Below are 23,667 nucleotides of genomic sequence, written 5' to 3'. Positions count from 1 at the left end.
ATTAAGCGAGAATATCGGGGAAAAGAATGAAGCTTCTTTATGTGTTTACCATCGGCTGCCAGATGAATTCCTCTGATGCCGATCTTTTTTACCGCCTGTTGTCTCCCATGGGGTATCTGCCCACAGACAATCCGGAAAGTGCAGACCTTGTAATTGTAAATACCTGTTCCATCCGGGCCAAGGCCGAAGACAAGGCTTTTAGTTTCATTGGCCGGCTTCAGGCCATTAAAGCTTCAAAACCCGGATTCCGCATCGGTGTGGCTGGCTGTGTGGCCCAGCAGGAAGGAGCAGGTATCCTCAGCCGTGTGCCCTATGTGGATTTCGTTTTTGGCACCCATGCCATATGGCGTCTTCCGGAAATTGTAGCTTCCGTTCTGGCCGGTTCCGGCAGAATTGTGGATGTTGATATGGCCGAAGAGCTTCCTGAAAGACCGGATTCCGGGGAAATGCGGGGCGGGATTTCTGATTTTGTAACCATTATGAGGGGATGCGACAACTTTTGTACCTATTGCGTTGTTCCCTATGTGCGGGGCCGGGAAATGAGCCGCAGGCCTGAAGCCATTGTGGACGAAGTAATAAAAAAAGTAGCTGCCGGGGCCAGAGAAATAACCCTTTTAGGTCAGAACGTGAACAGCTACGGAAAAAAAGAAGGCCTGCCGGATTTTCCGGAGCTTTTACGCATGGTGGCAGATATTGACGGGCTTCAGCGCCTTCGTTTTGCCACCTCCCATCCCAAAGATCTTTCCGATGAGCTGATCGATGCCTTTGCACAGATCCCCAAACTATGCTCCCATCTGCATCTGCCCGTGCAGTCCGGCTCTACAGCCGTTCTTTCCCGTATGAACAGAAAATATACAAGGGAACATTATCTGGAGCGTATAGCCCGTCTGCGGGATGTCTGTCCGGATATTGCCCTTGGCACGGATATCATTGTGGGCTTCCCAGGAGAAAGCAGAGAGGATTTTAACGAGACCCTTTCCCTTGTGGAAAGCATCCGTTATGATAGCGTCTTTGCCTTTGCTTATTCAGACAGGCCCAATGCAAAGGCTGCTGATTTCTCAGACAAGATTCCTGAAAAAGAAAAAAAGAGCCGTCTGTCTGCCCTGCTGACCCTTCAGGATGGCATTACCCGTGAAAAAAATGAAGCCTGTGTGGGAAGGATGGAAGAAATCCTTGTGGAGGGGAAAAGCCCTAGAAAGGTAGACCCTTCTGCCATCACTGACCCTGCGGCAGGGGAACGGGTGGCTGGAAGAACCGAGGGTAACCGCGTTGTTCATGCCGTACTGGCCGAAGGTGATGAAAATCCTGTGGGCCGTTGTATCCCTGTACGTATAGACCGTGCCCTGGGGCATTCCCTCTGGGGCAGTCAGATATAGCAGTATTTTTATACCCAAGGAGGACCACGGTGTTTCGTGTTGAAATAGTCAGTCTGTCTCTGGATCCGTCAATTCGTCAGCCTGTGCTGATTCTGAAAAAATACGACAGTGATCAGGCGGTGCCCCTTGTGATAGGTCATCTGGAAGCCGCAGGCATTGCCGCAGCCATCCGCAAGGAAAACCTTGAAAGCCCCATGACCCATGATCTTTTTGCATCCTTTATTCGTGAAACAGGTTACAGGATGATCCGGGCAGAGGTAACAAGCCTGAAAGAAGGTCGTTTTTCTGCAAAAATTTTTCTTGGTTCCGATGAAAGCGATGCCTTTTCCATGGATTCAAGGCCCAGTGATGCCATTTCTTTGGCCCTGCGTTTTGAAGCGCCGATATTCATGGCAGCCCGGCTCTTTGGTCAGGAACTGGTCGGGGAAACAACAGGAAAGGCTGAGATCATTAGCGAGGCTGCCGATACCTCTGAAGAGGGCAGAAGATGGTTAAAGATTCTTGAAAAAATGGACCCTGAGCATTTCGGCCATGCCTGAACGACGTACTTTCAGTTATTTCGTAGCAGTGTAAGGCACCTGCCTCATAAACAGGTTTCTTGGGAAATTAATTTATCTGGCCCTGTGCTTTTCCAGCAGGGCCTCCTTTATTTCGCGCCACCTTAAAGAGTAGATGGCAAGGAAACCGCTTTTACCTTTAAGGGGCCTTGGAGGCAAAGGCGTGCAGGGCAGACGGTCTTTGACCGCCTGATAGGTGCTCTCCCCCAGAAGAATATCCGCATAGTCCACTGGAATATCTTTTCCTGTATTTTTTTCTGCCACAAGCTCCTGATTGACTTCCTTGGTGGCACTTTCAAGCCTTGCAGCCACATTCACCGCATCACCGATGGCCGTGTAGCTGAACCGGAAGGAAGACCCAAGATTTCCCACCACCGCAGGTCCGGTATTGATACCTATCCCCATTTGAAGCGGCTCATGCTCCGGGTGTTCGGCATTGAATTTTTCAAGCTCCCTTAGCATGCATATGGCCGAAAGACAGGCATGGAAGGCGTGATCATCATCTTCCATGGGCGCATTGTAAATGGCCATGATGGCATCCCCTATATATTTATCCAGAGTGCCTCTGTAGGTGAAAACAGCATGGGTCATGGGTTCAAAATAGGCATTGAGCAGTTTAACCATGGATTCGGCATCCATGGTTTCTGAGCGGGCTGTAAAGCCCCTGAGATCAGTGAAGAGAAGGGTAAGTTCTCTGGCTTCTCCGCCAAGGCGGAGTTTTTCCGGATTACGGATCAGGCTTTCCACTACCTCAGGAGCCAGATAACTGGAAAAAGCGGAACGAAGGGCCTCGCTTCCGGCACGGCTTTCCATGAAAAGATGCACTTCCCCTGTAAGAATGGCCAGCATAAGCCAGAGTCCCGGATAAAAAATTTCCAGCCAGACTCCTCCGTAAAGGTATCCCCCCAGACCTGCTCCGTAAAGACCGCTAAACAGCAAAGTATAAAGGGACATTCTCTGCCATGGTATCTGCATGCGCAGGGATGGCCACCAGAGAAGGCAGAAGAGAAAAAGAACTCCTGCCATTTTCCATCCGTAAATTTCTGCGGGTATGGAGCCATCCTCAAGATTGGCCACAAAGGTGAGATGCATGAGGGGGCCGGGAAACTGTCCTACGGGTGTGGCCCTCAGATCGCTGACTCCGGCTTCGCTGACACCCACAATGACAATTTTATCCTTCAGGGTATCCGGGTCAAAATCATCTTCCATGAGGCGGGTAAAACCCATGGATGCATAGGAATCATGTCTGTAGAAATTTAAGCGTATGGAACCCCTTGCATCCGCAGGAATCTTTCTGTCTCCCATGAAAATGCCATTGTCTGTGAATACAAGATCTTCATGCAGAGCCATGCGGGCCATCTGTACACCAAGGTTGGGAATGGCAAGATCTCCTACCCAGAAGGCCAGAGGATAATGACGGAAACGCTGATCCGCATCGGGCAGGGTGTTGAGGGCGGCCAGCAGGGGAATGGATTCACGTATGGGTGAGACGGGGGCTTCCAGCCTGTCACTCTCCAGAAGGCTGGCCTTTCCAGCCTGCATAAGGGAAGAGTCCAGCAGATGATAATATACATCCTCGCCCAGAGAAGAGAGTCTAGGACCATTTAAAAAGATACCGCCTATGACGGGCAGCCCTGAGAGGGCTTCGGCCAGTGCCGCATCTTTTTTTGCTTCAGTGGGTTCAGCAAAGATAATATCCAGCCCGATGACCTTTGCCTTGGATAGTGAGGAAAAACCCTTTGCAAGAATATCCCTTGACCATGGCCACCTGCCAAATTCCTTAACGCTTTCGTGGTCAATATCAATGAAAACAAGGGAGGAAGAGGGCGTTTTTGTATTGAAGGTATAATAGGTATCGCTCAGGGCCGATGCCATGGCTGAAATGAGGGTAGGGGGGCGCAGGGAAATGGCCCATATGCATAAAGCAGCTAAAAACATTATTAAAATTGGATGGGAAAGGCTTTTTTTTCCCGCAAGACTTTTTATCTGTCGTATCAGGGCTGTTTTTTTCTGCATCGTTATCCCCACTTTTTTATTATCAAAGGATTATACAAATCTCTATACTCCAGAATCTGACCCCATGACAAGCGCATTGCCATAGCAAGGGCACTGATCCCCAATCTCTATCTCCTTTATGCTGGAGAACCTGCCTCATGGCTGGATTGTTCCTTGCCGTTTCAGGTGCTGGAACTTTTGAGGCGTTTTCAGAAGAAGAGCAGAGCAGAGACTGCAAAAGAACTTGTAATAATGGTCGGGCTATCCTATGAAAACGGGATACTTTTCCGGATTATGATGGAGATAAATTTTTTGTGTAGGTTCTTTCTCCCGGAAAGTAAAAAACGAGGGAAGAGGGGTAGACTGATGAATGCCACCCGTGATGCCTTGAAAACTGAGCTGATGCAGGCTTTGGGAGGCTCTTAGTGGAATCAAATCGCATTGAATACAAAAAAGAGCTGACTGATTCATTGGAAAAAGAAGTTGTCGCCTTTCTGAATTATCGTGACGGTGGTGTAATTTTTATCGGCATAGATGATAAGGGCACTGCTGTTGGCGTAGATAAAAGTGATCAGCTTCAGCTGATTATCAAAGACAGAATCAAAAACAATATCCAGCCTTCCGCCATGGGGCTTTTTGATGTGATTCTGGAAGTAAAAGAAGACAAAAAGCTTATCCGGATCATCGTTGCCGGAGGTATGGAAAAGCCCTATTATTTACGCAAATATGGTATGACAGAAAAAGGCTGTTTTATACGGATAGGCAGTTCAAGCGAACCCATGTCCCAAGAGATGATAGATTCTCTCTACAGCAGAAGAATCCGCAATACCATTGGAAAAATGGAATCAACCCGCCACAATCTTACCTTTGAACAGCTTAAAATCTATTATGAAACAAGGGGCTTGCACCTGAATACCTCCTTCATGAAAAATCTGGAACTGCTGACTCCCGAAGGAAAGCCCAATTATGCCGCTTATCTTTTAGCAGATGAAAACGGGGTTTCTGTTCAGGTTGCAAAATATGCGGACACTACACGGGTTGATCTTGTAGAAAATATTGATTTTGGCCGCTGTTCTCTGATTAAAGCCTATAAAAATGTTATGGACAGAATGAATGTCGAAAATACCATTTATACCAGAATTGGTGTTCCTTTGCGGGAAGAGCGCCCGATGATCAACCCCATTGCCCTGCGGGAAGCAGTGGTCAATGCCATTGTTCATAATGATTACTCCAATGGCAGTATCCCCAAATTTGAATTTTTTTCTGACAGGCTGGAAATCACCTCTGCCGGAGGATTACCCTATGGTCTTGAAATGGAAGATTTCTTTGCAGGCCATACAGCCCCCCGCAATAAGGAAATTATGCGGATATTCCGGGATCTTGAAATTGTCGAACATCTTGGCTCAGGAATTCCTCGTATTTTAGAAGCCTATGGTCGTGAGTGCTTTCAGATCAGCCGGAATTTCATGCGAGTGGTTTTTCCCTATGCTCAACCCTTGCCAAAAGAAAATGATTTGCAAAAAATAGCCGGGCAAACAGGGGAACAAGTAACCGAACAAGTAACCGAACAAGTAACCGAACAAGTAAAACGGCTGCTTGAAGCAATTGGGTGGCAGATAAAAGGAACTAAAGAACTGATGAGTGTTTTAAAATTAGCTCACCGACCAACTTTTCTATACGACTATTTACAACCTGCCCTTGAAGCCGGATTTATAGAAATGACTCAGCCCTCTTCCCCCAAAAGCCCGACTCAAAAATACCGCCTCACTGCAAAGGGCAAGGCCCTGCTGGGCAAGGGAGGTGACCATGCCTGACCAGCTTGAGCTTTTGCTAAAACACTTAGACCTACAGAAACATAGTTTTTTTGAAGGAAATCAAGATGAAAAAACTGCCCATAGGTATCCAGAGCTTTGAAAAAATCAGAAAAAATCCGGACGAATTCTACTATGTGGATAAAACCCCCTTTGTAGAAAAACTGCTGAATGAAGGCGGCGGCTTTTTTTTTCTTTCAAGACCCCGCAGATTTGGAAAAAGCCTCTTTCTGGATACCCTGCATCAGGCCTTTGCTGGCAGAAAGGACCTTTTCAAAGGCCTTTACCTTGAGCATAACTGGGACTGGGAGAATGCCAGCCCCGTTATCCATATCAGCTTTGGTTCCGGTGTCATCCGCAGCCTTGGGGAGCTTCAGGTCAAGATTGAATCCTTTCTCCTTGATATCCGCAATGAGCATGGGATTGACTATGAAAAAAAGTCCGTGGATGGTCGTTTCATGGAAGCCATTGTCAAAATTGCCCGGAAAACCGGTAAAAAGGTGGTGGTACTCATTGATGAGTACGACAAGCCCATTCTGGACCGCATTGATGATACGGAACTTGCCGTCAGCATTCGGGAGGAACTGAAAAACTTCTATTCCGTTCTCAAGGATGCGGATGCCCACCTGGAGTTTGTTTTGATAGCGGGCGTGAGCAAGTTCTCCAAGGTTTCCCATTTCAGCGGCCTTAATCACCTGCAGGACATTACCCTGAACGAAGCCTACGCCACCCTTTGCGGGTATACGGAAGGGGAGCTGTACAGTGTTTTTGAAGACAGGCTTCAGGGCCTTGACATGGATCTCATACGGCAGTGGTACAATGGCTATGCATGGTTAGGAGAAAAGGTTTACAATCCCTTTGCCATCCTCAATGCCCTCCAGAGCCGCCAGATACGCAACTACTGGTTTGAGACGGGTACTCCCACATTTTTAATCCAGATACTTAAAAAAAATAATTTCCGATCCTTTGAAATGGAGCAGGTTCAGGCCACAGGAACCATTCTGGACAGCTTTGACATTGAGCGCATCAGCCCGGAAGCCCTGCTTTTTCAGACGGGCTACCTTACCATTCGGGGAATGCGGCAGATCGGTGCGCTGACCCAGTACACCCTTGGATATCCCAACATGGAAGTAAAATCCGCCCTGAACGATTCTCTCCTTGCCTATTTCATTGACGACCTGCATCAGCGGGAATCCGCAAGAATGCCTTTGTATGAAAGCATTCTTAAGGGGGAACCGGATATTCTGCACAGGTATTTCCATGCCCTTTTAGCCGCCATTCCCCATGACTGGTACAGAAAAAATACCATGGAGGCCTGTGAAGGCCATTATGCCTCTGTTTTTTTATAGCTATTTTGCATCCATGGGAATTGATGTCACGCCAGAAGACAGAACAAACAGGGGCAGCATGGACTTAAGTCTGCGTACCGATGATAAGGTGTATATTATTGAGTTTAAAATGGCTTCACAGGAAAAAAGTGCCGCCGCCGCTCTGCAGCAGATCAAGGACAAGGGGTATCACGAAAAATACAGGGCCGATGGAAAAAAAATCTATCTGGTGGGTATGGTCTTTTCCGCAGAAGAACGAAATATTACAAATTTTTCATGGGAACTTCTTCCATGAGCAGGCGACCTTAAAAGCCCCTTGCCCGCATTTTTTCCCCCCTGATGTATTCCGTGGCAATTCCCTTTATCCATGGGGAGATTTTTTATCCTGCCGCAGTTTTCTGTTTAAAGTCTGCCTTGAAATGCCCAGCAGCTCCGCCGCACGGGTCTGATTGCCCTTTTCCCTGTGGAGGGCTTCAAGGATAAGGGACGCTTCTGCATCTGCCAGAGTAGGGAAGGGGTCTAGGGGAAGAAAGGCATGGTCATGGTTGAAATCATCGTCTTTTTTTGATTTTACTGTCAGGGTTTCCGGAAGATTAAAGTGATCAGGACAAAGGGGCCTGCCCCGGCTTTTGCCCACGGCATCGTGAACCAGCCCCTGAAATTCCCTTATGTTCCCGGGAAAATCATGCTTTTGCAGTACCTGAACAAGATTTTTTTCAATTTTTGGAAAAGGCAGATTCATATCCATGGCTGCCTGTCTGGAAAAATGCTCCAGCAGCAGCGGGATGTCTTCCGGCCTTTCCCTTAGAGGGGGCAGATGAATACTGTGGGGAGCAAGGCGGTAAAAGAGATCTTTACGAAAGCCCTTTCCCTCTTTCATGGTTTCAGGATGCCGGTTGGTGGCGGCAAGGATACGGGCGGAAGAGCGCCTTGGTTTATCAGCACCAACGGGAAGATAATCGCCTTCCTGAAGAAAGCGCAGAAGTTTCACCTGAGTCTGTGAAGGCATTTCTCCGATTTCATCCAGAAAGAGGGTGCCGTTTTTCGCCCGAGCCACAAGTCCCTCGCGTTTTTTTTCCGCATGGGTGAAAGCTCCCCGTTCATGGCCAAAAAGGGTGTCTGAAATCAGTGCCTCATCCAGTCCTGCAATATTGCAGCCCACAAACTCACCTGTTCGCCCGGAAAGCCTGTGCAAAACCTGTGCGATCAATTCTTTTCCCGTTCCTGTTTCTCCTGTGATGAGTACAGGCAGGGAAGAAGGTGCTACGGCTTCCATATAATGAAAGAGATTTTCCATGGCAGAACTGCGGGTGATGATGGGTGCAAAGAGTTCAGGATATTTTAGTTTTTCGCTTCTTCCACCCTGAAAACGGCGTGTCGTATCCGCCAGATCCCGGACTTCAAGGGCTTTTCTGACCCCCACCAAAAGCCTCTCCCTTTCAACAGGCTTGGTCATGAAATCAAAGGCACCCTTTTGCATACACCGGACGGCGGTTTCCACAAAATGGACTCCCGTCAGAATAAGGACAGGAATGTGGGGATACTCTTCATGAATACGGGGTAGAAGGGTCTCGCCATTGGTTCCCGGAAGGTTCAGATCCAGAAGAATACAGGCGACGCTGTTTTTTTCAAGGAAGGGAAGGACAGCGTCGCCCCTGTCCAGCAGATGGATATTTTCAAAACCAGCCTGCCGGAGAAGAATGCGGTAGGTGTTGCGGCTGTGGGCTTCATCTTCCACCACAAGGATATGGATTTTCTCCATGCTCATGACTGTTCCCCGTCGGAAAGCCCGAGGAGTCTGATGGCAGACTGTTCAAGATCCTTCATGGATACGGGTTTGGCCAGCACATCGGGGACATCCAGTTTTTCAAGTTCAGCAATGGCGGAAGCAGCTCCGTAGCCTGTAACAATAATGATTTTAAGATCTTTAAGGTCTGGTTCAGTCCTAACCCATTCACAGACTTCAACGCCATTCATGTCCGGCATGTTCAGATCCAGAACCAGAAGATCCGGCTTCAGGGAACCCAGCTTCAGGCAGGCGGCCATGCCCGAGTCCGCCTCATGCACATCAAAGAGGGCATTTTCCCTGAGCATGTCCGCAAGCAGGGTGCGGATACCCTTTTCATCATCCACCACAAGGATTTTTTTCCGCATGGCCGGTGGCTGGAGGGGAAGGCAGAGGGTGAAAACCGAGCCTTTTCCTTCTTCGCTGCTGATTTCCAAACGCCCGCCGTGTTCACGGATGATGCTTGCTGAAATGGAAAGTCCGAGGCCTGTACCGCCCTGATCCCTGCGGGTGGTGTAAAAGGGGTCCTGAACGTGGGGGAGAATATGCTCCGGTATACCCCTGCCTTCATCTTTAATTGCCACACGGATTTCCCTTGCAGCAGAATCATAGAGGGTATGGACCCGGATGGCCTGATCCCTGTCCGTCAGAGCCTGACAGGCATTCTGGATAAGGTTGATGATGACCTGTTCCAGTTTCTGGGGATTGCCCCGGATGGATGGAATGTTTTCTCCGTAGCGTACCCGGAAACGGGGGGCATTTTTACGGATCAGGGTACCCAGAAGGCTGATGCCCGTGCGTACAACCTCGTTTATATCTACTTTGCGGGAAAGATCAGGGCTGTCCTGACGGGCAAAGTTTTTCAGATCTTCCACGATATTGCGGATGCGGCGGCCGCCGTCACGGATACCTTCAAAAAGCTCCGGCAGATAATCCTTCATTTCCGAATAGGGAAGCCCCCCCAGATCAAATTCCCCTCTGCTTTCATAATATGCCTGAAGAATGGGGCGGGCGGACTCCCATGAATCTTCGATCAGGGGCAGGTTGAGCATGATAAAGTTGGTGGGATTGTTGATTTCGTGGGCTACGCCAGATACCAGAGTACCCAGAGCCACCATTTTAGCCGCCTGAATCAGTTGTTCCTGCTGGTTTTTGGCTCTGGTTTCGGCTTCTTTTTGGCTGGAGATGTCCCTTCCCAGCACAAAAAGTGCAGTGATCTGCATTTTTGCATCAAAAACCGGCCATATGGAAAGGGCCATGTGCATGGAGCCGTTCTGGGCTTCATAGTGCAGGGGTTTTCCTGTGGCCAGCACCGAAGCCAGATGTTTTTGCCTCTGAATACGCTGTGTTTCAGAGAGAAGATCCCAGAGGTTCTGTCCTTCGGCTTCTCTGTCTTCGGGGATATTATACCATCTGCGCATGGCCTGATTGATGCGCAGGATGCGGGCATCGGGCCGGATCAGCATCAGGGCATCGCTGATGGTATCCAGAAGTGCTGTGCTTACAAGGTCCGTGAAGTGCAGTCCTGCTTTCAGCCGCTTTCGCCTAATGCGTTCTTCTTCAAGCTTTTTTTTTGTTAGGGCAAGCTCTTCCCGCAGCTTTATAACATCTGCATCCGAAGGTGTGTTGGGGTTCATAGTTTTATCCGATTTTTATCAGAAGCTATTTTGTTTCAGGTAGAAAAGAAAGATCTGGCCACGGCGGATGATTGAACGGCAATGGGTTCCCTTCCATTTATTTTTTCATAGATAAGGGTCATCCCTTCTTTTTTGCTTTTGAAAGCCGTGCTTATTCCATAAATATTTTCGCTGCCTCCAAGGATGAGATGTCCATCGGAGTCCAGTATGCTGGCAAAGTGATTAAAAATACGCCGTTTGGTGGCTTCATCAAAATAAATCAGTACATTGCGGCATAAAATCAGATCAAAGAGACCCATATTTGGGAAACTGTCTATAAAATTGAGGGTCTGGAAACGGACAAGGTTGCGGATGGAGTCGCTGAGCTGCCATTTGTTTTCACTGATTTTTGAAAAATATTTATTTCTGCGTTCAGGAGAAAGTCCCCGGCTTATTTCAAGGTCTGAATAGATGCCTGCACGGGCTTTATCCAGAACCGGTGCCGAGATATCTGTGCCAATGATTTCAAAAGAATGGGAAGAAAGGGGCTGAGTTGCAGAGGAACAGAATTCATGGATGAGCATGGCAAGGCTGTAGGCTTCCTGGCCTGTGGAAGATCCCGCACTCCAGATACGAAACTTTGATTTGACACCGGCTTTTTTTTTAAGGGCCATTGCAGGCAGAAGGGAGTTGAAAAAAGTATCAAAGGGATGCTGATCCCTGAAAAAATAGGTTTCATTGGTGGTCATGGCATCGATGACGCGGTTTTTTAATAAAGGGTCTCTGCTGTTTCTGAGTTTCTGGAAAAAGGAAGGAAAATCCCTGCAACCTTCTTCCTTAACCATAGCGCTAAGGCGCTGCTGTACAAGATATTCCTTGCCAGTATGCAGATAAATGCCACAGGCTTCATGTATCCATGTACGAAGCTGGTCAAAGGCGTTCTGGGACAGTTCCATGTTTTTTTTAGACTCCGGAGCAGGATGTAAGATATTGATGAACGGCACGGGCCATGGTTTCAATGGGGAAAATGGCATCGGAAAGACCCGCTGCCACGACACTGCCCGGCATCCCCCAGACCACACTGCTTTTTTCATCTTGAACAAAAATTGTGGCTCCCGCACGTTTCAGGCTTGCAGCGCCCTGGGTTCCGTCCCGGCCCATACCCGTAAGAACCAGAGCCAGAGTCCTGTGTTCCCAGACTGCGGCAGCAGAACGGAACAGAATGTCCGCCGAAGGCCGGCAGCCCTTTTCCGCTGGTCCGTCATTCAGCACAATTTTAATTTTTGTTCCGGATTTTCTCACCAGCATATGCCGCCCGCCGGGGGCGATGTACACCTTTTCAGGCAGAACCTCCATCCCGTCTTCTGCTTCCACAACGCTGTGGCTGCACTGGGCATTGAGGCTTTCTGCAAGGGAGAGCGTGAAATCAGGGGGCATGTGCTGCACCACCAGAATTGGCAGGGAAGTATCCCTACAGAGTTTGGGCAGCAGGGCATGCAGGGCTTTTGGGCCACCTGTGGAAACACCGATGAGGATAACTTCTGTCTGGTTTTTTTTGTTTCTGGATGAATCCGGACAGGGCAGGCATTCAGGGGGAAGGGGAGAGGGGATGCCCCGCTTTATATAGGACCGGATTCTGGGAGCAACGGCATTTTTAAGCCGTTCCAGTGGAAGTTCACCTGCCACAGCCACGGGTTTGGGGATATAGGCAAAGGCTCCTGCAGCAAGGCTTTCTCTCCTGAGATCCTCCGCACTGCCCGCGTGTCCGCTGATGACAAGAACACCAGGTGCAGGGGCTTTAAGGCTGCGGATGGCTTTCAGGGTTGAAAGACCATCCATTTCCGGCATGTCCAGATCCAGAGTGATGATATCAACGGGGTTCTTTTCCAGAAACTCAAGGGCTTTTCTGCCGTTTCTCACGGAGCCCAGAACCTTGATGTCCTTTTCTTCGGAAAGGCTTAAGGCCAGAGCATTCCGGAAAATGCGAGAGTCATCCACAATAAGAACGGTTATGGGAGAAGACATGTACAGGCTCCATGGGAGTCAGGGAAGAAATGAAGTATCCTTTTGAAGAGTATAAGCGGGGAAGCTTTCAGGGTAAACAAAAAAAGCCGGGTTTTGTTCAGTAGCATTTTCTTTGAGTCACGGTCTTGTATCTTAGGGCGAAGGCCATGGGGCAGGCTCAAGGCCTGCCCCTGTCTACCTTTTTGATACTATTCTTGATAAAAAAATGTAATCGTTCAGCACAATTTTCCAAGGACAATACCTGTGAGACAGATGCACAGACACCCAAGCTATTTGCCCGTGACGCAATCTTATTCGGGAGCTTCTTGCCCTGTGCTGAAGCGGCAAAAACTCCCCGCCACAGGCAGGATGAACTATTTTATTACCATGGGAGGCTTGAGCACGCTGCCTTTGTGGCGGCTCAGACAGTTTGCCGCTTCTTTCGCACAGGCCTTCAAAGCTCTGATCCGAAACGATTGCAACGTCACTTGCAAATAGCCAGGGTGCCTTGCAATAGTACTAAGTTGCTGAAATTACAGCTTTGATATTTCTGAATAAAATGTGCTGAACAATTATAAAAAAATAAATCAATCTGTTTTAAAGCCTTCCATATGCCGCCGCAGTTCTCCTGCAAGTTTGCTGAGATCCACAGCGGAGGCATTCACCTGACTGGCCGCTGCACTGGACTGCTGGGCTGCGGCACTCACGCCCTGAATGTTGGCGGCGATGTCTCGGGCTGCCTGGGCTGCCTCACCGGCATTGCGGCTCATGTCATTGGCACCCTGAGCCACCTCGGCAATACCCGTTGCAATGTGCTGGATGCCTGCCGTGGCTTCGGCGATGTTGCTGGCAATGGTTTCTGCAATGCGGGTCTGATTCTTTACCGCTTCCGTGGTGTCATTGGTACGTTTTGTAATATCGGCAATGATACCAGAAACATCGGCAATGCCCCTGACGGCTTCTCCCGTGGTGTCCTGAACGCCCCGGATTCTGGCGGCTATGTTTTCCGCCGCATGGGCGCTCTGGCTGGCAAGGGCCTTGATTTCACTGGCAACAACGGCAAAGCCCCGTCCCGCATCTCCTGCACTGGCTGCCTCAATGGTGGCGTTAAGGGCCAGGAGGTTGGTCTGCTCCGCAATGCGCTTGATGACTTCCGTGACATCTCCGATTTCTTTGGCTGCATTACCTAAAAGATTCATGGTTTCCGTGGCAGAACCCGCAAGATCCATGGCTTTTTCTGCTATGGCCGTGTTGGTTTCAGCATTTTCGGCTATTTTATAAATCCCAGCACTGGATTCTTCCATGGAAAGGGTTACAGCCTTCATGTTGGTGCTCATCTGTTCTGCGGTGCTGGAAATACCCTGAATATTGACACTCATTTCCTCGGTGGCGGAAGCCATGGTGCTGATGTTGGTACTCATCTGTTCAGTGGCTCCTGCCACGTTGGTGGCCTGGGTGGTGACCTCTTCGGAGCCAGACGCCAGCTGATGGGAAACAGTGGAAAGCTCTTCGGACGCACCTGCAAGGGTATCGGCGTTGCCTTTCACATCCCGTACCACCGTGGCCAGTTGCTCCATGGAAGTGTCAACGGCATGGGCCAGCTGACCGATTTCATCCTTCTGGCTGATGCGGCTTTTGGATGTCATATCGCCCCTTGCAAGGGCTTCAGCGGTTTTTACAAGGCGCTGTACCGGTCTGCTGATGCTTTTTGATATGGTAAAGCCTGCGGCAATGGCAAAGGCAAGGCCAAGGAGGGTCACGATGGAAAGTCCCCATGTGGCTCTTTTTACGATACTCAGGGTGTTCTCCGACGCAATGTGGAACTGCTGCCATGCATTTTCCGAAGCCTGATTGCAGAGCTGAGCAAGAACATGACCGCGCCTCTGGAGCTCGGGCAGGGTTTCGTTTTCAAGGACAAGGCGGTTGTTGACCCAGATGGAAGCATTCTGGCGATACAGTTGCAGATTCGTCCGGATTTGGGCCAGAATTTCTCTGCTTTCTTCATCTGTGGCACTTTCTGCTGCCTGCTCCAGTTTTTTGCTGATGTCTGCATAGTGGGCCAGCCAGCGGTCCCGGTTGGTTTCATTGCGGTCCAGAATATAGGTTTTTTCCAGAATGCGCATATGGGCCACCTGACGGGTGAGACTTTCTATGAAATCATTATTTCTGAGGATCCTCTCCACGTCGCTGGTTTTGTGTAAAAGGAAGGTTTCCACATGGTTTGTAATGATATTCCCCTGATCCCGCAGAAGCCTTGCCAGATCGCCGCTTCTGGCCTGCGCAGGATTCTTACGGAAAGCTGACAACCATGCATCTGCCGTTTCCCTGTACCGGGCAGAGATCTGAATAAGACCTTCCAGTTCCTTTTTAAGCGCAGGATTTGATTCCTTTTCCGCCAGATTTTTTGCAATATCTGCCATGCGGCTGTTATGGCGGTCCATTTCCTTAAAGCTGTCTTCACTGTCAAAGAGGGCGCTGGCCGTGAGGGAAAGGCGCATCATGGCCATGAGGTATTTCATTTCATTGCCAAGGGCCATGGCTTCCATGGCTTCAGTCTGAAGTGCTTCATAGCGATGAAGGAGATTGACAAAGGTCTCAAGGGTGTTTTGGCCGGACTGGTCAAAAACCGCTTCATTACGCAGATTGTCCTGAATCTGCCTTTCACTTAAGTCGATGCTTTCGGAAAAGCTGTGGATGGCAGCCCTGCCCTTTTCATTGGCCTGACTGTTGGCTTGCGTATATTGCCTGTGGAGTTCCGCCAGCCTGTCCAGATGGGTATGGGACAGGGCAATCTGCCTGCGGCCTTCGCTAAGGTAATCAGCATTGCCGTTCATGATAAAGTTCTGCATGGCCACAATGGCGGCCAGAGTGGAGTTTTCAAGATCTGCGATTTCATTGGCCACGGGCAGGGTGTAGCTGCCAAGGCGTGTCATGTCACTGCCGATGTTGACCATGCCCCGTATGCTGGCACCTCCGAGAAGCAGAAGGGCCAGACAGACAATGCCAAAACCTATTCCCAGTTTTTTTGCAATTCCAAGATCTTTGAGTTTCACGCTGTGCTCCTTAGGGCTGCTTTACTGTTTTGTCATACGGTTTTAAGGACCGTGGGGGATTATTTAGATTTTCCGGTGCTGCCGGATATTTTATCTGAAGATAATGGTGACAGATGCTGCAGGATGCTTTGCGCAGAAAGCAGGGTCACCAGTTGCTTGCTGTTTTTAAGAATTCCAGTGGCCAGCTGACGCAGAACGCCGGTGGCGGAGGAACCTGCCTGACTGTCCATGGGCGCAATCAGGCTGTCCGGAGCCGGACAGACATCTCCTATGGCATCCACCATAACGCCAAAGGCCTCTCCAGCTCCGGGTTTGAAGAGCAGAATACGGGTATTTTCCTTCTCCGGAGTGGGGGAATGCCCAAGCAGCACCTTCAGGTCCACGATCAGATGAATCTGGCCCCGGATATTCACATATCCCCGCACAGTTTCCGGTGCATGGTGGATGGGGGTAAAACGGTTTCCGGCATGGACTTCCTTGACATCGAGAATATCCAGCCCGTAGTGTTCTCCTTCAATGATAAAGGTGCAGATCTGACGGTGATTTCCTGTGTTAAGGTTCATGCGCTTTTCCTTTGCAAAGAAGAATCATGCCCAAGCATGCTGCGGATACGCCTGCGCAGGGTTTCCCTGTCAATTTTCACTTCAAAGGCATCAAACCCGGCATTCAGGGTACGGGTGCGGTCCGCTTCCGTGGCAAGGGCCGTGAGGGCAATGGCCTTCATTCCCCTTATATCCGGGTCTTTTCGTACCTGCCGTATCAGTTCCCACCCGTCCATTTCCGGCATTTCAAGGTCACTGACCAGAAGATCAAAACTTTCTTCCTTAAGCTTTTTCAGGGCTTCCTTCCCATTGGCTGCAGTCTGAACATGGTAGCCATCCGAGGTCAGGTAATTACGCACAAGCTGGGTAAAAAAGACCGTGTCTTCGGCCATGAGAATTCGCTGCTGCTTTTTTTCCTGCGCCCTGATTCTGTCGCCGAACCATTCCGGCTCCGCCGTTTCAATGAGCTGGAAGGGGTCAAGAAAGAGGGAAAGCCTCTCCCGGATTACGGCGGCTCCCAGTATGCCTTTACCCGGAACGCTTTTGGTGGCCAGATCCAGGGGGATATCTACGATGTCCCTTATTTCCGAGAAAAGAATGCCAAAGGGTTTTTCAGAAAATTTGGGTAAGAGCAGATGATAGGTTTCACTTTCGGGACAGGCAGATACGGGCAGAAGATTATCAAGCCTGATAATCCGGGTGGGGGTTTCATCAAGGGTGATGAATTCCCTCTGGCCCATGCGTTCAATGTCCTTTGCCGCTATTTTTTCCACCCGCCTTACCAGTTGCAGGGCCATGGCAAACTGCTCGTGGGGGCCGGATGCGGTGAGAAGGACAGGCTGGGTACTGATACTTTTCTCAGGCCCATCTTCGCTGCCTGCCGCCAGAGGCACTCCCGTATGCCGGGCAATGCCGTCTATGTCGAGAATCAGGGCCACATCCCCGTCTCCCATGATGGTGGCACCGGAATAGATGGGGATGGATTTCAGGGCCGGATGCATGGGTTTGACAACAATTTCTTCCGTACCTATGACCTCGTCTACTTCAAGGCCGAAACGGTGGCTGCCCACCTTGACCACGGCAAAGGTAAGGCTGTTTTTTTCAGGTTTTCTGGGTGATCTGGCAATGTCAGCCTGTATTTTTTCCGTAAAGGGTTCCGGTCTTTTCAATACCTCTGCCATACGCACCATGGGCAGAAGGGTTTCCCTCAGGCGGCATACCTCATGGGAACCAACACAGGAAATCCGTTGTTTTATATCTTCATCATAGAGGCAGACCAGTTCATCCAGATTTACCTGCGGAATGGCAAAGCGCTCCCCATTGACCCGTACCGTGAGGCAGGGAATTATGGCAAGTGTCAGGGGCAGGGCGATGCGGAATTTTGATCCCTGACCCTGCACCGAAGAAAGCTGCAGAGAACCGCCCAGAGTTTCAATGGATGTTTTTACCACATCCATGCCAACGCCCCGGCCTGAAACCTCTGAAACCCTGTCTGCGGTGGAAAAACCAGAAAGCATGGTAAGCTGACAGATTTCATTGTCAGTCATCAGGGAAAGTTCCGATTCTTTTTTCAGGCCCAGATCCAGGGCTTTTTTACGGATTCTTTCCGTATCCATGCCCTTGCCGTCATCGCTGAGTACAAGGACAATCTGTCCGGCTTCATGGCGGGCCGTCACACGGATATGCCCGGTTTCGGGTTTTCCTGCAGCCATACGGTCTGCCGGAGATTCAATGCCATGGTCGCAGGCATTGCGGATGAGATGGGTCAGGGGATCGGCAAGGGCTTCAAGTATGGTTTTATCCAGCTCCACATCCTGCCCTTCCATTTCAAGCTCTATGTTTTTTTCAAGCTTCTGGGAAAGGTCCCTTACCATGCGGGGCAGTTTTGCAAAAACATTGCCTATGGGCTGCATGCGGGTGCGCATGATGGTCTGCTGCAGCTCCGTGGTTACTCCATCCAGTCTCTGGGCAAGATTTCCTGTATGATCCGCTGCCAGAAGATGCTGATTGCGGACCAGTACCAGTTCCCCTGCAAGGGTCATCAGTTCGTCCAGAATATCCAGACGTATGCGGATGCTGCCTCCTTTGTCGGAACTTTTATCTCCTGCAGATCTGCGGGTTCCGGTTTCATCCTTCTGAAGATTTTTCTGCGGCCTTTCCTTCGTTTTTTCAGATTCAGCAGCGGGTTCGGGAAGGGGTGGGCTAAAGAATATTTTCGGTTCAGCTATGGAATCCGTCTGCTCTTCCCGTTCAGCCTGTTCTGTCTGTCTTTCTTCTGGGCATAGGGAACAGGCCTGCTCTCGGGATACGGGCTGAATTGCATCATCGGCAAGCCCGCTGATCATGGGAACCAGATCTTCTTCAAGGATGGTGGCATAGAGAACCTGATAGCTTAAGGGGCCTTTGGGAAGGGACTGGCGCAGGTCAAAGGCATCGAGGGAAAGCTCCGCTTCCACAATTTCACCTGCGGAAAGAAGACCGGCTATGATTTCCATGGGCCGTTTTCCGTCCTTTTCCATGGCCGCAAGGTCATAGCGCAGCAGGTAGAGGTGCTGGGCTTTATCTATGCGGTTCAGGGTATAGGCGGAAACGGGAAAGGGAAGAAGATTTTCTCCCGTATGCAGCATGGCCTCGGTTTTTCTGTCCTTTTTCGCCTGATCCGGAAGACAGTCTTCAAGGAGGCTGTCCAGCCTTTTCTGTATGGCGGAAATGTCTACCTCATTGCTGTTATCCACGTCATCGAGCAGGGTCTGTACATGATCAACGCCCGCAAGCAGGGCATCGGCCAGAATGCTGTCCACAGAAATCTCTCCGGAACGCACCATGGAGAGCAGGGCTTCCATGGCATGGGTCAGGGAACCTATGGCACTGAGGCCCAGAAATCCGGCACTCCCTTTAATGGAATGCACGGCTCTGAAAAGCCCGTTGACAAGCTCAGCAGTATTTTCAATATCTCCGCCTTCCATGCCCAGAATATCTTCTTCCACCTTTGCAAGGTGCTCCCGGGCTTCCAGAACAAATTCATCGAGAATCGCTTTGTCGTTCAGCATGGGGAATCATCCTTATCTTCCTGATTCCGGACAATGGTGTACATCCGGTCCAGTCGGGTCATGCGGAAAAGGGTCTCAAGGCTGTCTGCCGCATTCTGTATTTCAAGGATACCCTTATCGCTGTTTTCCTTTAGAATGCGGGCAAAAGCTATCAGCAGGCTCAGCCCGATGGAATCAATGTCCGAGGTGTCTGAAAGATCAATGCAGAAATGGGAAACTCCCTGATCCAGTACTTTAAGGAGCAGGCGTCTTAAGGTTTCTGCGGAAGCTGCGGTAATGTCTCCGCCGGGTAAAATTACTGCGCATTCTCCTTCCATCCTGTGGGTGCAGAGACTGTATGTTGGTACGGACACCCAGGCGCGTATACAGGAGGGGTTCTGGGAAAAGCGGATTTCATCGGAAAAGGCATGGATCAGGGCAAAGCCCCGGCTGCGGTCCTGGGAAGGGTCTTCGGGCATGGTAAAGGAAAGGGTGGAGGCATCCACGCCCTTTCCCTCATCCTGCACCCGGATACAAAAGCGGTCCTGGCCCAGTGCTTCAAGGGTGCCTTCCACGGTGAGGGACCGGTCTTTGGCATTCCCGTGTTCCACGGCATTGATGAGCAGTTCACGGAGTACAATGATTATTTCCGAAAAACGGGTGGTTCCCTGTCTTTCCATGAACTCCTTGGCAAGGGCCACAAAACGGTCCACAAGGGCCATGTCCGAAGCTATGGAAAAATTAAGTTCGCTGCCGTTTTCCTGGATGGCAAACATGGCAGATCCTTTCTGAAGTGGTTAGATAATCTGCTGAGAAATTTTTATAAAATAAACGCTTTATACACGGTACTTTTTGAGGCAAGGTAATGAATATGCTCTTTTTCCCTTACCTTCCTTAATGACCTTAATGACTTTAATGACTTTAAAGTCCTTAAGGACAATACCCACGACCAGCCGGAGCAGGTAGGGCAGGCATAGGATCTGCACCTGCGAATGGATTGTGCAGCCCCTGTTTTGTAGGGGCACCCTTTACGGGTGCCCGCTGGCCAGCGCAATCTTTGGCCACGTAATTTCTCTGATTATAAAAAAACAATAGCTCCTACAGGCCTTACGGAATTTCAAGGGCCACCATAAGCATGTCATCGGAAGGTTTGCTGCGGCAGAAATCCATGATCTCCTTCCATATGGCAGAAAGGAAATCTTCAAGCCCCTTTTCCCGGTGTTTTACCGCAAGATCCATTATCCTTTTTTCTCCAAGGCTTTCCCGTCTGCCCGTAGGCCCGTCAATGCGTTTTGTCTGGGAAACTCCGTCTGTGAACATTAGAATCCGGCTTCCCGGGATAAGGGCATGGCTTGTTTCCGGAAATTCCGCATCCGGCCAGAGTCCGATGCTGTCTCCCGTGGCCTTCAGGGTGCTGGAGGTACCGGTTTTCAAGTCCAGAAGAATCGGGGAAGGGTGGGCTGCGTTGCAGATTGACATACGCTTTTCATCGAGGTTTACCCGAAGAAAAAGGGCTGTAATCATGCGGTCATTGCCGGAAGAGGCCAGATGGGTATTGAGGGCCTTGAAAAGACTTTCACCATTTCTTAAGGGATGATCCTCAAAAAAGGCTTTCAGCATAACGGTGTGGTAGGAAGCGCCCATGTCATGGCCGGCAACATCCGCAAGGAGGATGTCACATTGTGTGCCCGTTTCCCGGAAATCCAGAAAATCCCCCCCCATTTCCGCATAGGCATGCTGAAGAAAGCAGATTTTCAGGCTCTTAACAGGTCTTGGTGGCCGGGTAAGGGCGGCATGGGCCTGTCTTGCCGATGACATTTCCCGCTGCCTTGATTCAAGATCCAGACGCAAGCGTTCCATGTCCCGGTTTTGCAGGGTATCTCTGTTTTCCTCCTGCTTTGCAAGGATGCCTTCAATGCAGCTGTGCACTTCTTCGGGAGTAAAGGGTTTATCCAGATAATCCTGACATCCCCGCCGCATGAGACTTACCACCATTTCCTTATCGCCGTATCCGGTTATGGCAACGGTGGGTGTAAGAAGTCCTTCCCTTTTCATGGCATCCAGCAGCTCCAGCCCCGTAAGGCCGGGCATCTGCACGTCCGTGAGAAAAAGGTCCACAACAGGGCCTTCATCTGCGGCCTTTCGCAGAAAATTCAGGGCTGTAAGGCCGTCTTCCGCAAGGGAAACCCTGTATCCTGCCTTACGCAGAATCAGAGAAAGTCCCAGTCTTGTATGATTTTCGTCTTCTGCAATGAGAATGTGTGCAGCCATATCCGTCTCCTTCGGCAGAGACAGTTAGCAACTTGTGTGCCAGATTTGAAAGGGCCGTACAATGGGAGAGGGGAAACAGGGCAGGGCAGGACTTGTCTCAAAAAGTTACGATTATCAGGGGCTGGCTGTAACTTTTTGAGACAAAAGTACCAGGATGTTACAGTTGGGCCGGATTCTCTTGATCTGAAAGCACAAAGGCCTTTTGTTCATGAAACAATCCGAAACGTAATTATTCAGCACATTTTATCCTGAAAGATTGCGTCACGAACAAATGGTCCGGTTGTCTATACACCTGATTAAAGGTCTTCGATTTATCAAAGGAAAATTGTACTGAACAGTTACTCCGAAACTATTGCAATGTCACCCACAAAAGGCCTGCTTGCTTTATCATTATTGATTTCTTAAAAAGGCAGTTTGTTAAAAGAGCCTAAAACATGGCCTCCAGAAAAGCTTTTGCATCAAAGGGTTGCAGATCTTCCATGGATTCACCCACACCTATATAACGTATGGGAAGACCCATCTGTTTTTGAATGGAGACCACAATACCACCTCTGGCAGTGCCATCCAGCTTGGTCAGCACAAGGCCGGTTAGTCCTACGGCTTCATGGAAAATTTCAGCCTGTCTGAGGGCATTCTGTCCTGTGGTGGCATCCAGCACCAAAAGGGTTTCATGGGGGGCTCCGGGCATGCGTTTATCCAGAGTACGACGGATTTTTTTCAGCTCCTCCATGAGATTGACCTTGTTATGCAGACGGCCTGCCGTATCCACAAGCACAATGTCTGCTTTTCTGGCAATGGCTGCATCCAGGGCATCAAAGGCTACAGATGCCGGATCGGAATTTTCTTTATGCCGGATCAGGGTGGCACCGCTGCGTTCGGCCCACATTCCCAGCTGTTCACATGCGGCGGCCCGGAAGGTATCGCCAGCTGCAAGGATGACCTTTTTCCCCTGACGGGTATACAGGGCCGCCATCTTGCCTATGGTGGTGGTTTTACCCACACCATTTACTCCTGTTACCAGAATCACCTTCGGAGAAAAGCCCATGAAGCTTTCCTGTGTCTGACCCTGATTTTCTTCGTCCATCTCCCTTAAAATTTCTTCACGTATAAGGGCTTTCAGGTCTTCTCCGGATTGAATGCGGCCCCGGACTTCCCGGATACGTGCCACAATGGACATGGATGTTTCCACGCCGAGATCCGCAGTTATGAGCTTTTCTTCCAGTTCTTCCAGCAGGCTTTCATCAATCTTGCGGCCCAGAAGCAGATCATCCACATCCGTTGTTAAAAGGGCTCTGGTTTTGGAAAGACCTTTTTTGAGGCTTTTGAAAAAACTGCCCTGATCCTGTTCGCCCGTTTCCTGCTTTTTGGAAGAGGTTTCTGGATTTTCTTCTGTAGAAGCTACTTTATCAGACCGGATTTCCACTTCAGGTTCACCTGCTTCAGATTCAGGTGTTTCCTGCTCCATGGAATCCGGCATTTCCTTGGAGGGAATATGGGTTTCAGAATTCTTGGTTATTTTGGATTTTTTCTTGCCAAAAAGGGAAAAACTCATCTTCATCTGTCCTTATTAAAGAATCTGACTTAAGAAAAGGCGTGCTCTCTCATTCTGTGTGCTTTTGAAAAAGTGTTCCGGGGTTCCCACTTCAAGGATTTCGCCCAGATCCATGAAAATGACACGATCCGCAACCTCCCTTGCAAAACCCATTTCATGGGTGACAACCACCATGGTCATACCCTCTCTGGCAAGGGTTTTCATTACATCCAGCACTTCGCCCACCATTTCAGGGTCCAGAGCTGATGTGGGTTCATCAAAGAGCATGACTTTGGGATCCATGGCCAGTGCCCTTGCAATGGCAACACGCTGCTGCTGTCCGCCGGAAAGCTGTTCAGGATAAACATTTGCCTTGTCCCGGATACCCACCTTGTCCAGGAGCTTATAGGCCCTCTCAAGGGCTTCCTCCTTTGGGCGTTTCCGTACCGTTTCCTGGGCCAGACAGATATTTTCCATGACGGTTTTATGGGGAAAGAGGTTGAAGCTCTGGAAAACCATGCCCACTTCTTCCCGGACTTTGTTTATATTGGTGGCAGGATCAAGAATATCGACGCCGTCAATCATGATATGTCCTGAATCCGCCTTTTCCAACTGATTCAAACAGCGCAGAAAGGTACTTTTCCCGGAGCCTGAAGGTCCGATAACCACCAAAACTTCACCTTCGGTAATTTCACAGGAGACATCTTTCAGGGCATAAACCTTATGGGGTACATGGAAGGTTTTGAAAATATTTTTTACGGAAATCAT

The 23,667-nt window shown here is 49.7% G+C and carries 18 protein-coding genes; 6 read left to right on the top strand and 12 right to left on the bottom strand.

Annotated features, from left to right (window positions below; translation table 11 throughout):
• Nucleotides 1–26: 26 nt before the first annotated feature.
• Nucleotides 27–1,376, top strand: a complete 1,350-nt coding sequence (gene miaB / locus FIM25_RS05115) for a tRNA (N6-isopentenyl adenosine(37)-C2)-methylthiotransferase MiaB (RefSeq protein ID WP_139446977.1) — start codon at nucleotides 27–29, stop codon at nucleotides 1,374–1,376.
• 29 nt (nucleotides 1,377–1,405) lie between these two features.
• A complete protein-coding gene (locus FIM25_RS05110) occupies nucleotides 1,406–1,915 on the top strand; it encodes a bifunctional nuclease family protein (RefSeq protein WP_179953171.1) in 510 nt (169 codons plus the stop codon).
• Nucleotides 1,916–1,987: 72 nt separating this feature from the next.
• On the opposite strand, the gene FIM25_RS05105 is transcribed toward FIM25_RS05110, so the two are convergent.
• Nucleotides 1,988–3,949 carry an adenylate/guanylate cyclase domain-containing protein gene (locus FIM25_RS05105; protein WP_139446973.1) on the bottom strand — a complete coding sequence of 654 codons (1,962 nt, stop codon included), beginning with the start codon at nucleotides 3,947–3,949 and terminating at the stop codon, nucleotides 1,988–1,990.
• Nucleotides 3,950–4,102: 153 nt separating this feature from the next.
• Between FIM25_RS05105 and FIM25_RS05100 the strand changes: the two genes are divergently transcribed.
• The 4 genes from FIM25_RS05100 to FIM25_RS17280 all read left to right on the top strand — a co-directional run bounded on the left by FIM25_RS05100 (nucleotide 4,103) and on the right by FIM25_RS17280 (nucleotide 7,362).
• The gene (locus FIM25_RS05100) at nucleotides 4,103–4,354 is read left to right on the top strand and encodes a hypothetical protein (RefSeq protein ID WP_139446971.1); all 252 of its coding nucleotides are present in this window, start codon (nucleotides 4,103–4,105) and stop codon (nucleotides 4,352–4,354) included.
• A complete protein-coding gene (locus tag FIM25_RS05095; protein WP_139446970.1) occupies nucleotides 4,354–5,742 on the top strand; it encodes a Fic family protein in 1,389 nt (462 codons plus the stop codon). Before FIM25_RS05100 ends, FIM25_RS05095 begins: the two co-directional genes overlap by 1 nt.
• Before the next feature lie 65 nt (nucleotides 5,743–5,807).
• A complete protein-coding gene (locus tag FIM25_RS05090) occupies nucleotides 5,808–7,088 on the top strand; it encodes an ATP-binding protein (protein WP_218961272.1) in 1,281 nt (426 codons plus the stop codon).
• On the top strand, nucleotides 7,057–7,362 hold the full coding sequence (locus FIM25_RS17280) for a PD-(D/E)XK nuclease domain-containing protein (RefSeq protein WP_218961270.1): 306 nt from the start codon (nucleotides 7,057–7,059) through the stop codon (nucleotides 7,360–7,362). The genes FIM25_RS05090 and FIM25_RS17280 overlap by 32 nt, the downstream gene beginning before the upstream one ends.
• A gap of 66 nt (nucleotides 7,363–7,428) precedes the next feature.
• Here FIM25_RS17280 and FIM25_RS05085 read toward each other — a convergent pair whose 3' ends face one another.
• From FIM25_RS05085 to FIM25_RS05035, 11 genes are all read right to left on the bottom strand, one after another.
• Complete coding sequence (locus FIM25_RS05085; RefSeq protein WP_139446968.1) at nucleotides 7,429–8,835, bottom strand: sigma-54-dependent transcriptional regulator; 1,407 nt, start codon at nucleotides 8,833–8,835, stop codon at nucleotides 7,429–7,431.
• On the bottom strand, nucleotides 8,832–10,490 hold the full coding sequence (locus FIM25_RS05080; RefSeq protein WP_139446966.1) for a hybrid sensor histidine kinase/response regulator: 1,659 nt from the start codon (nucleotides 10,488–10,490) through the stop codon (nucleotides 8,832–8,834). The genes FIM25_RS05085 and FIM25_RS05080 overlap by 4 nt, the downstream gene beginning before the upstream one ends.
• 35 nt (nucleotides 10,491–10,525) lie before the next feature.
• Nucleotides 10,526–11,425 (bottom strand): CheR family methyltransferase, encoded by a 900-nt coding sequence (locus FIM25_RS05075; protein ID WP_179953170.1) that lies wholly within the window; start codon nucleotides 11,423–11,425, stop codon nucleotides 10,526–10,528.
• A 7-nt stretch (nucleotides 11,426–11,432) separates the two neighbouring features.
• The gene (gene cheB, locus FIM25_RS05070) at nucleotides 11,433–12,494 is read right to left on the bottom strand and encodes a chemotaxis-specific protein-glutamate methyltransferase CheB (RefSeq protein WP_139446962.1); all 1,062 of its coding nucleotides are present in this window, start codon (nucleotides 12,492–12,494) and stop codon (nucleotides 11,433–11,435) included.
• A 566-nt stretch (nucleotides 12,495–13,060) separates the two neighbouring features.
• On the bottom strand, nucleotides 13,061–15,526 hold the full coding sequence (locus FIM25_RS05065) for a methyl-accepting chemotaxis protein (protein ID WP_139446960.1): 2,466 nt from the start codon (nucleotides 15,524–15,526) through the stop codon (nucleotides 13,061–13,063).
• Nucleotides 15,527–15,585: 59 nt separating this feature from the next.
• Nucleotides 15,586–16,089 carry a chemotaxis protein CheW gene (locus tag FIM25_RS05060; protein ID WP_139446958.1) on the bottom strand — a complete coding sequence of 168 codons (504 nt, stop codon included), beginning with the start codon at nucleotides 16,087–16,089 and terminating at the stop codon, nucleotides 15,586–15,588.
• Nucleotides 16,086–19,118, bottom strand: a complete 3,033-nt coding sequence (locus FIM25_RS05055) for a hybrid sensor histidine kinase/response regulator (RefSeq protein ID WP_139446957.1) — start codon at nucleotides 19,116–19,118, stop codon at nucleotides 16,086–16,088. The genes FIM25_RS05060 and FIM25_RS05055 overlap by 4 nt, the downstream gene beginning before the upstream one ends.
• Nucleotides 19,112–19,873, bottom strand: a complete 762-nt coding sequence (locus FIM25_RS05050; RefSeq protein WP_139446955.1) for an ATP-binding protein — start codon at nucleotides 19,871–19,873, stop codon at nucleotides 19,112–19,114. Before FIM25_RS05050 ends, FIM25_RS05055 begins: the two co-directional genes overlap by 7 nt.
• Before the next feature lie 331 nt (nucleotides 19,874–20,204).
• Nucleotides 20,205–21,368, bottom strand: coding sequence for a PP2C family protein-serine/threonine phosphatase (locus FIM25_RS05045; protein WP_139446953.1), 1,164 nt, complete (start codon nucleotides 21,366–21,368; stop codon nucleotides 20,205–20,207).
• A 427-nt stretch (nucleotides 21,369–21,795) separates the two neighbouring features.
• Nucleotides 21,796–22,920 (bottom strand): signal recognition particle-docking protein FtsY, encoded by a 1,125-nt coding sequence (ftsY, locus tag FIM25_RS05040; protein ID WP_139446951.1) that lies wholly within the window; start codon nucleotides 22,918–22,920, stop codon nucleotides 21,796–21,798.
• Nucleotides 22,921–22,935: 15 nt separating this feature from the next.
• Nucleotides 22,936–23,667, bottom strand: coding sequence for an amino acid ABC transporter ATP-binding protein (locus tag FIM25_RS05035; RefSeq protein WP_139446949.1), 732 nt, complete (start codon nucleotides 23,665–23,667; stop codon nucleotides 22,936–22,938).

It is taken from the genome of Desulfobotulus mexicanus (genome assembly GCF_006175995.1).
In the GTDB taxonomy this organism is placed as follows: Bacteria; Desulfobacterota; Desulfobacteria; order Desulfobacterales; family ASO4-4; genus Desulfobotulus; species Desulfobotulus mexicanus.
This window is presented reverse-complemented; position numbering and strand designations above follow the sequence as displayed.

Coding starts and splice junctions, on each gene's coding strand:
- miaB (WP_139446977.1), top strand. CDS start 27: ATGAAGCTTCTTTATGTGTTTACCATCGGCTGCCAGATGAATTCCTCT.
- FIM25_RS05105 (WP_139446973.1), bottom strand. CDS start 3,949: ATGCAGAAAAAAACAGCCCTGATACGACAGATAAAAAGTCTTGCGGGA.
- FIM25_RS05090 (WP_218961272.1), top strand. CDS start 5,808: ATGAAAAAACTGCCCATAGGTATCCAGAGCTTTGAAAAAATCAGAAAA.
- FIM25_RS05085 (WP_139446968.1), bottom strand. CDS start 8,835: ATGAGCATGGAGAAAATCCATATCCTTGTGGTGGAAGATGAAGCCCAC.
- FIM25_RS05080 (WP_139446966.1), bottom strand. CDS start 10,490: ATGAACCCCAACACACCTTCGGATGCAGATGTTATAAAGCTGCGGGAA.
- FIM25_RS05075 (WP_179953170.1), bottom strand. CDS start 11,425: ATGGAACTGTCCCAGAACGCCTTTGACCAGCTTCGTACATGGATACAT.
- cheB (WP_139446962.1), bottom strand. CDS start 12,494: ATGTCTTCTCCCATAACCGTTCTTATTGTGGATGACTCTCGCATTTTC.
- FIM25_RS05060 (WP_139446958.1), bottom strand. CDS start 16,089: ATGAACCTTAACACAGGAAATCACCGTCAGATCTGCACCTTTATCATT.
- FIM25_RS05055 (WP_139446957.1), bottom strand. CDS start 19,118: ATGCTGAACGACAAAGCGATTCTCGATGAATTTGTTCTGGAAGCCCGG.
- FIM25_RS05050 (WP_139446955.1), bottom strand. CDS start 19,873: ATGTTTGCCATCCAGGAAAACGGCAGCGAACTTAATTTTTCCATAGCT.
- FIM25_RS05045 (WP_139446953.1), bottom strand. CDS start 21,368: ATGGCTGCACACATTCTCATTGCAGAAGACGAAAATCATACAAGACTG.
- ftsY (WP_139446951.1), bottom strand. CDS start 22,920: ATGAGTTTTTCCCTTTTTGGCAAGAAAAAATCCAAAATAACCAAGAAT.
- FIM25_RS05035 (WP_139446949.1), bottom strand. CDS start 23,667: ATGATTTCCGTAAAAAATATTTTCAAAACCTTCCATGTACCCCATAAG.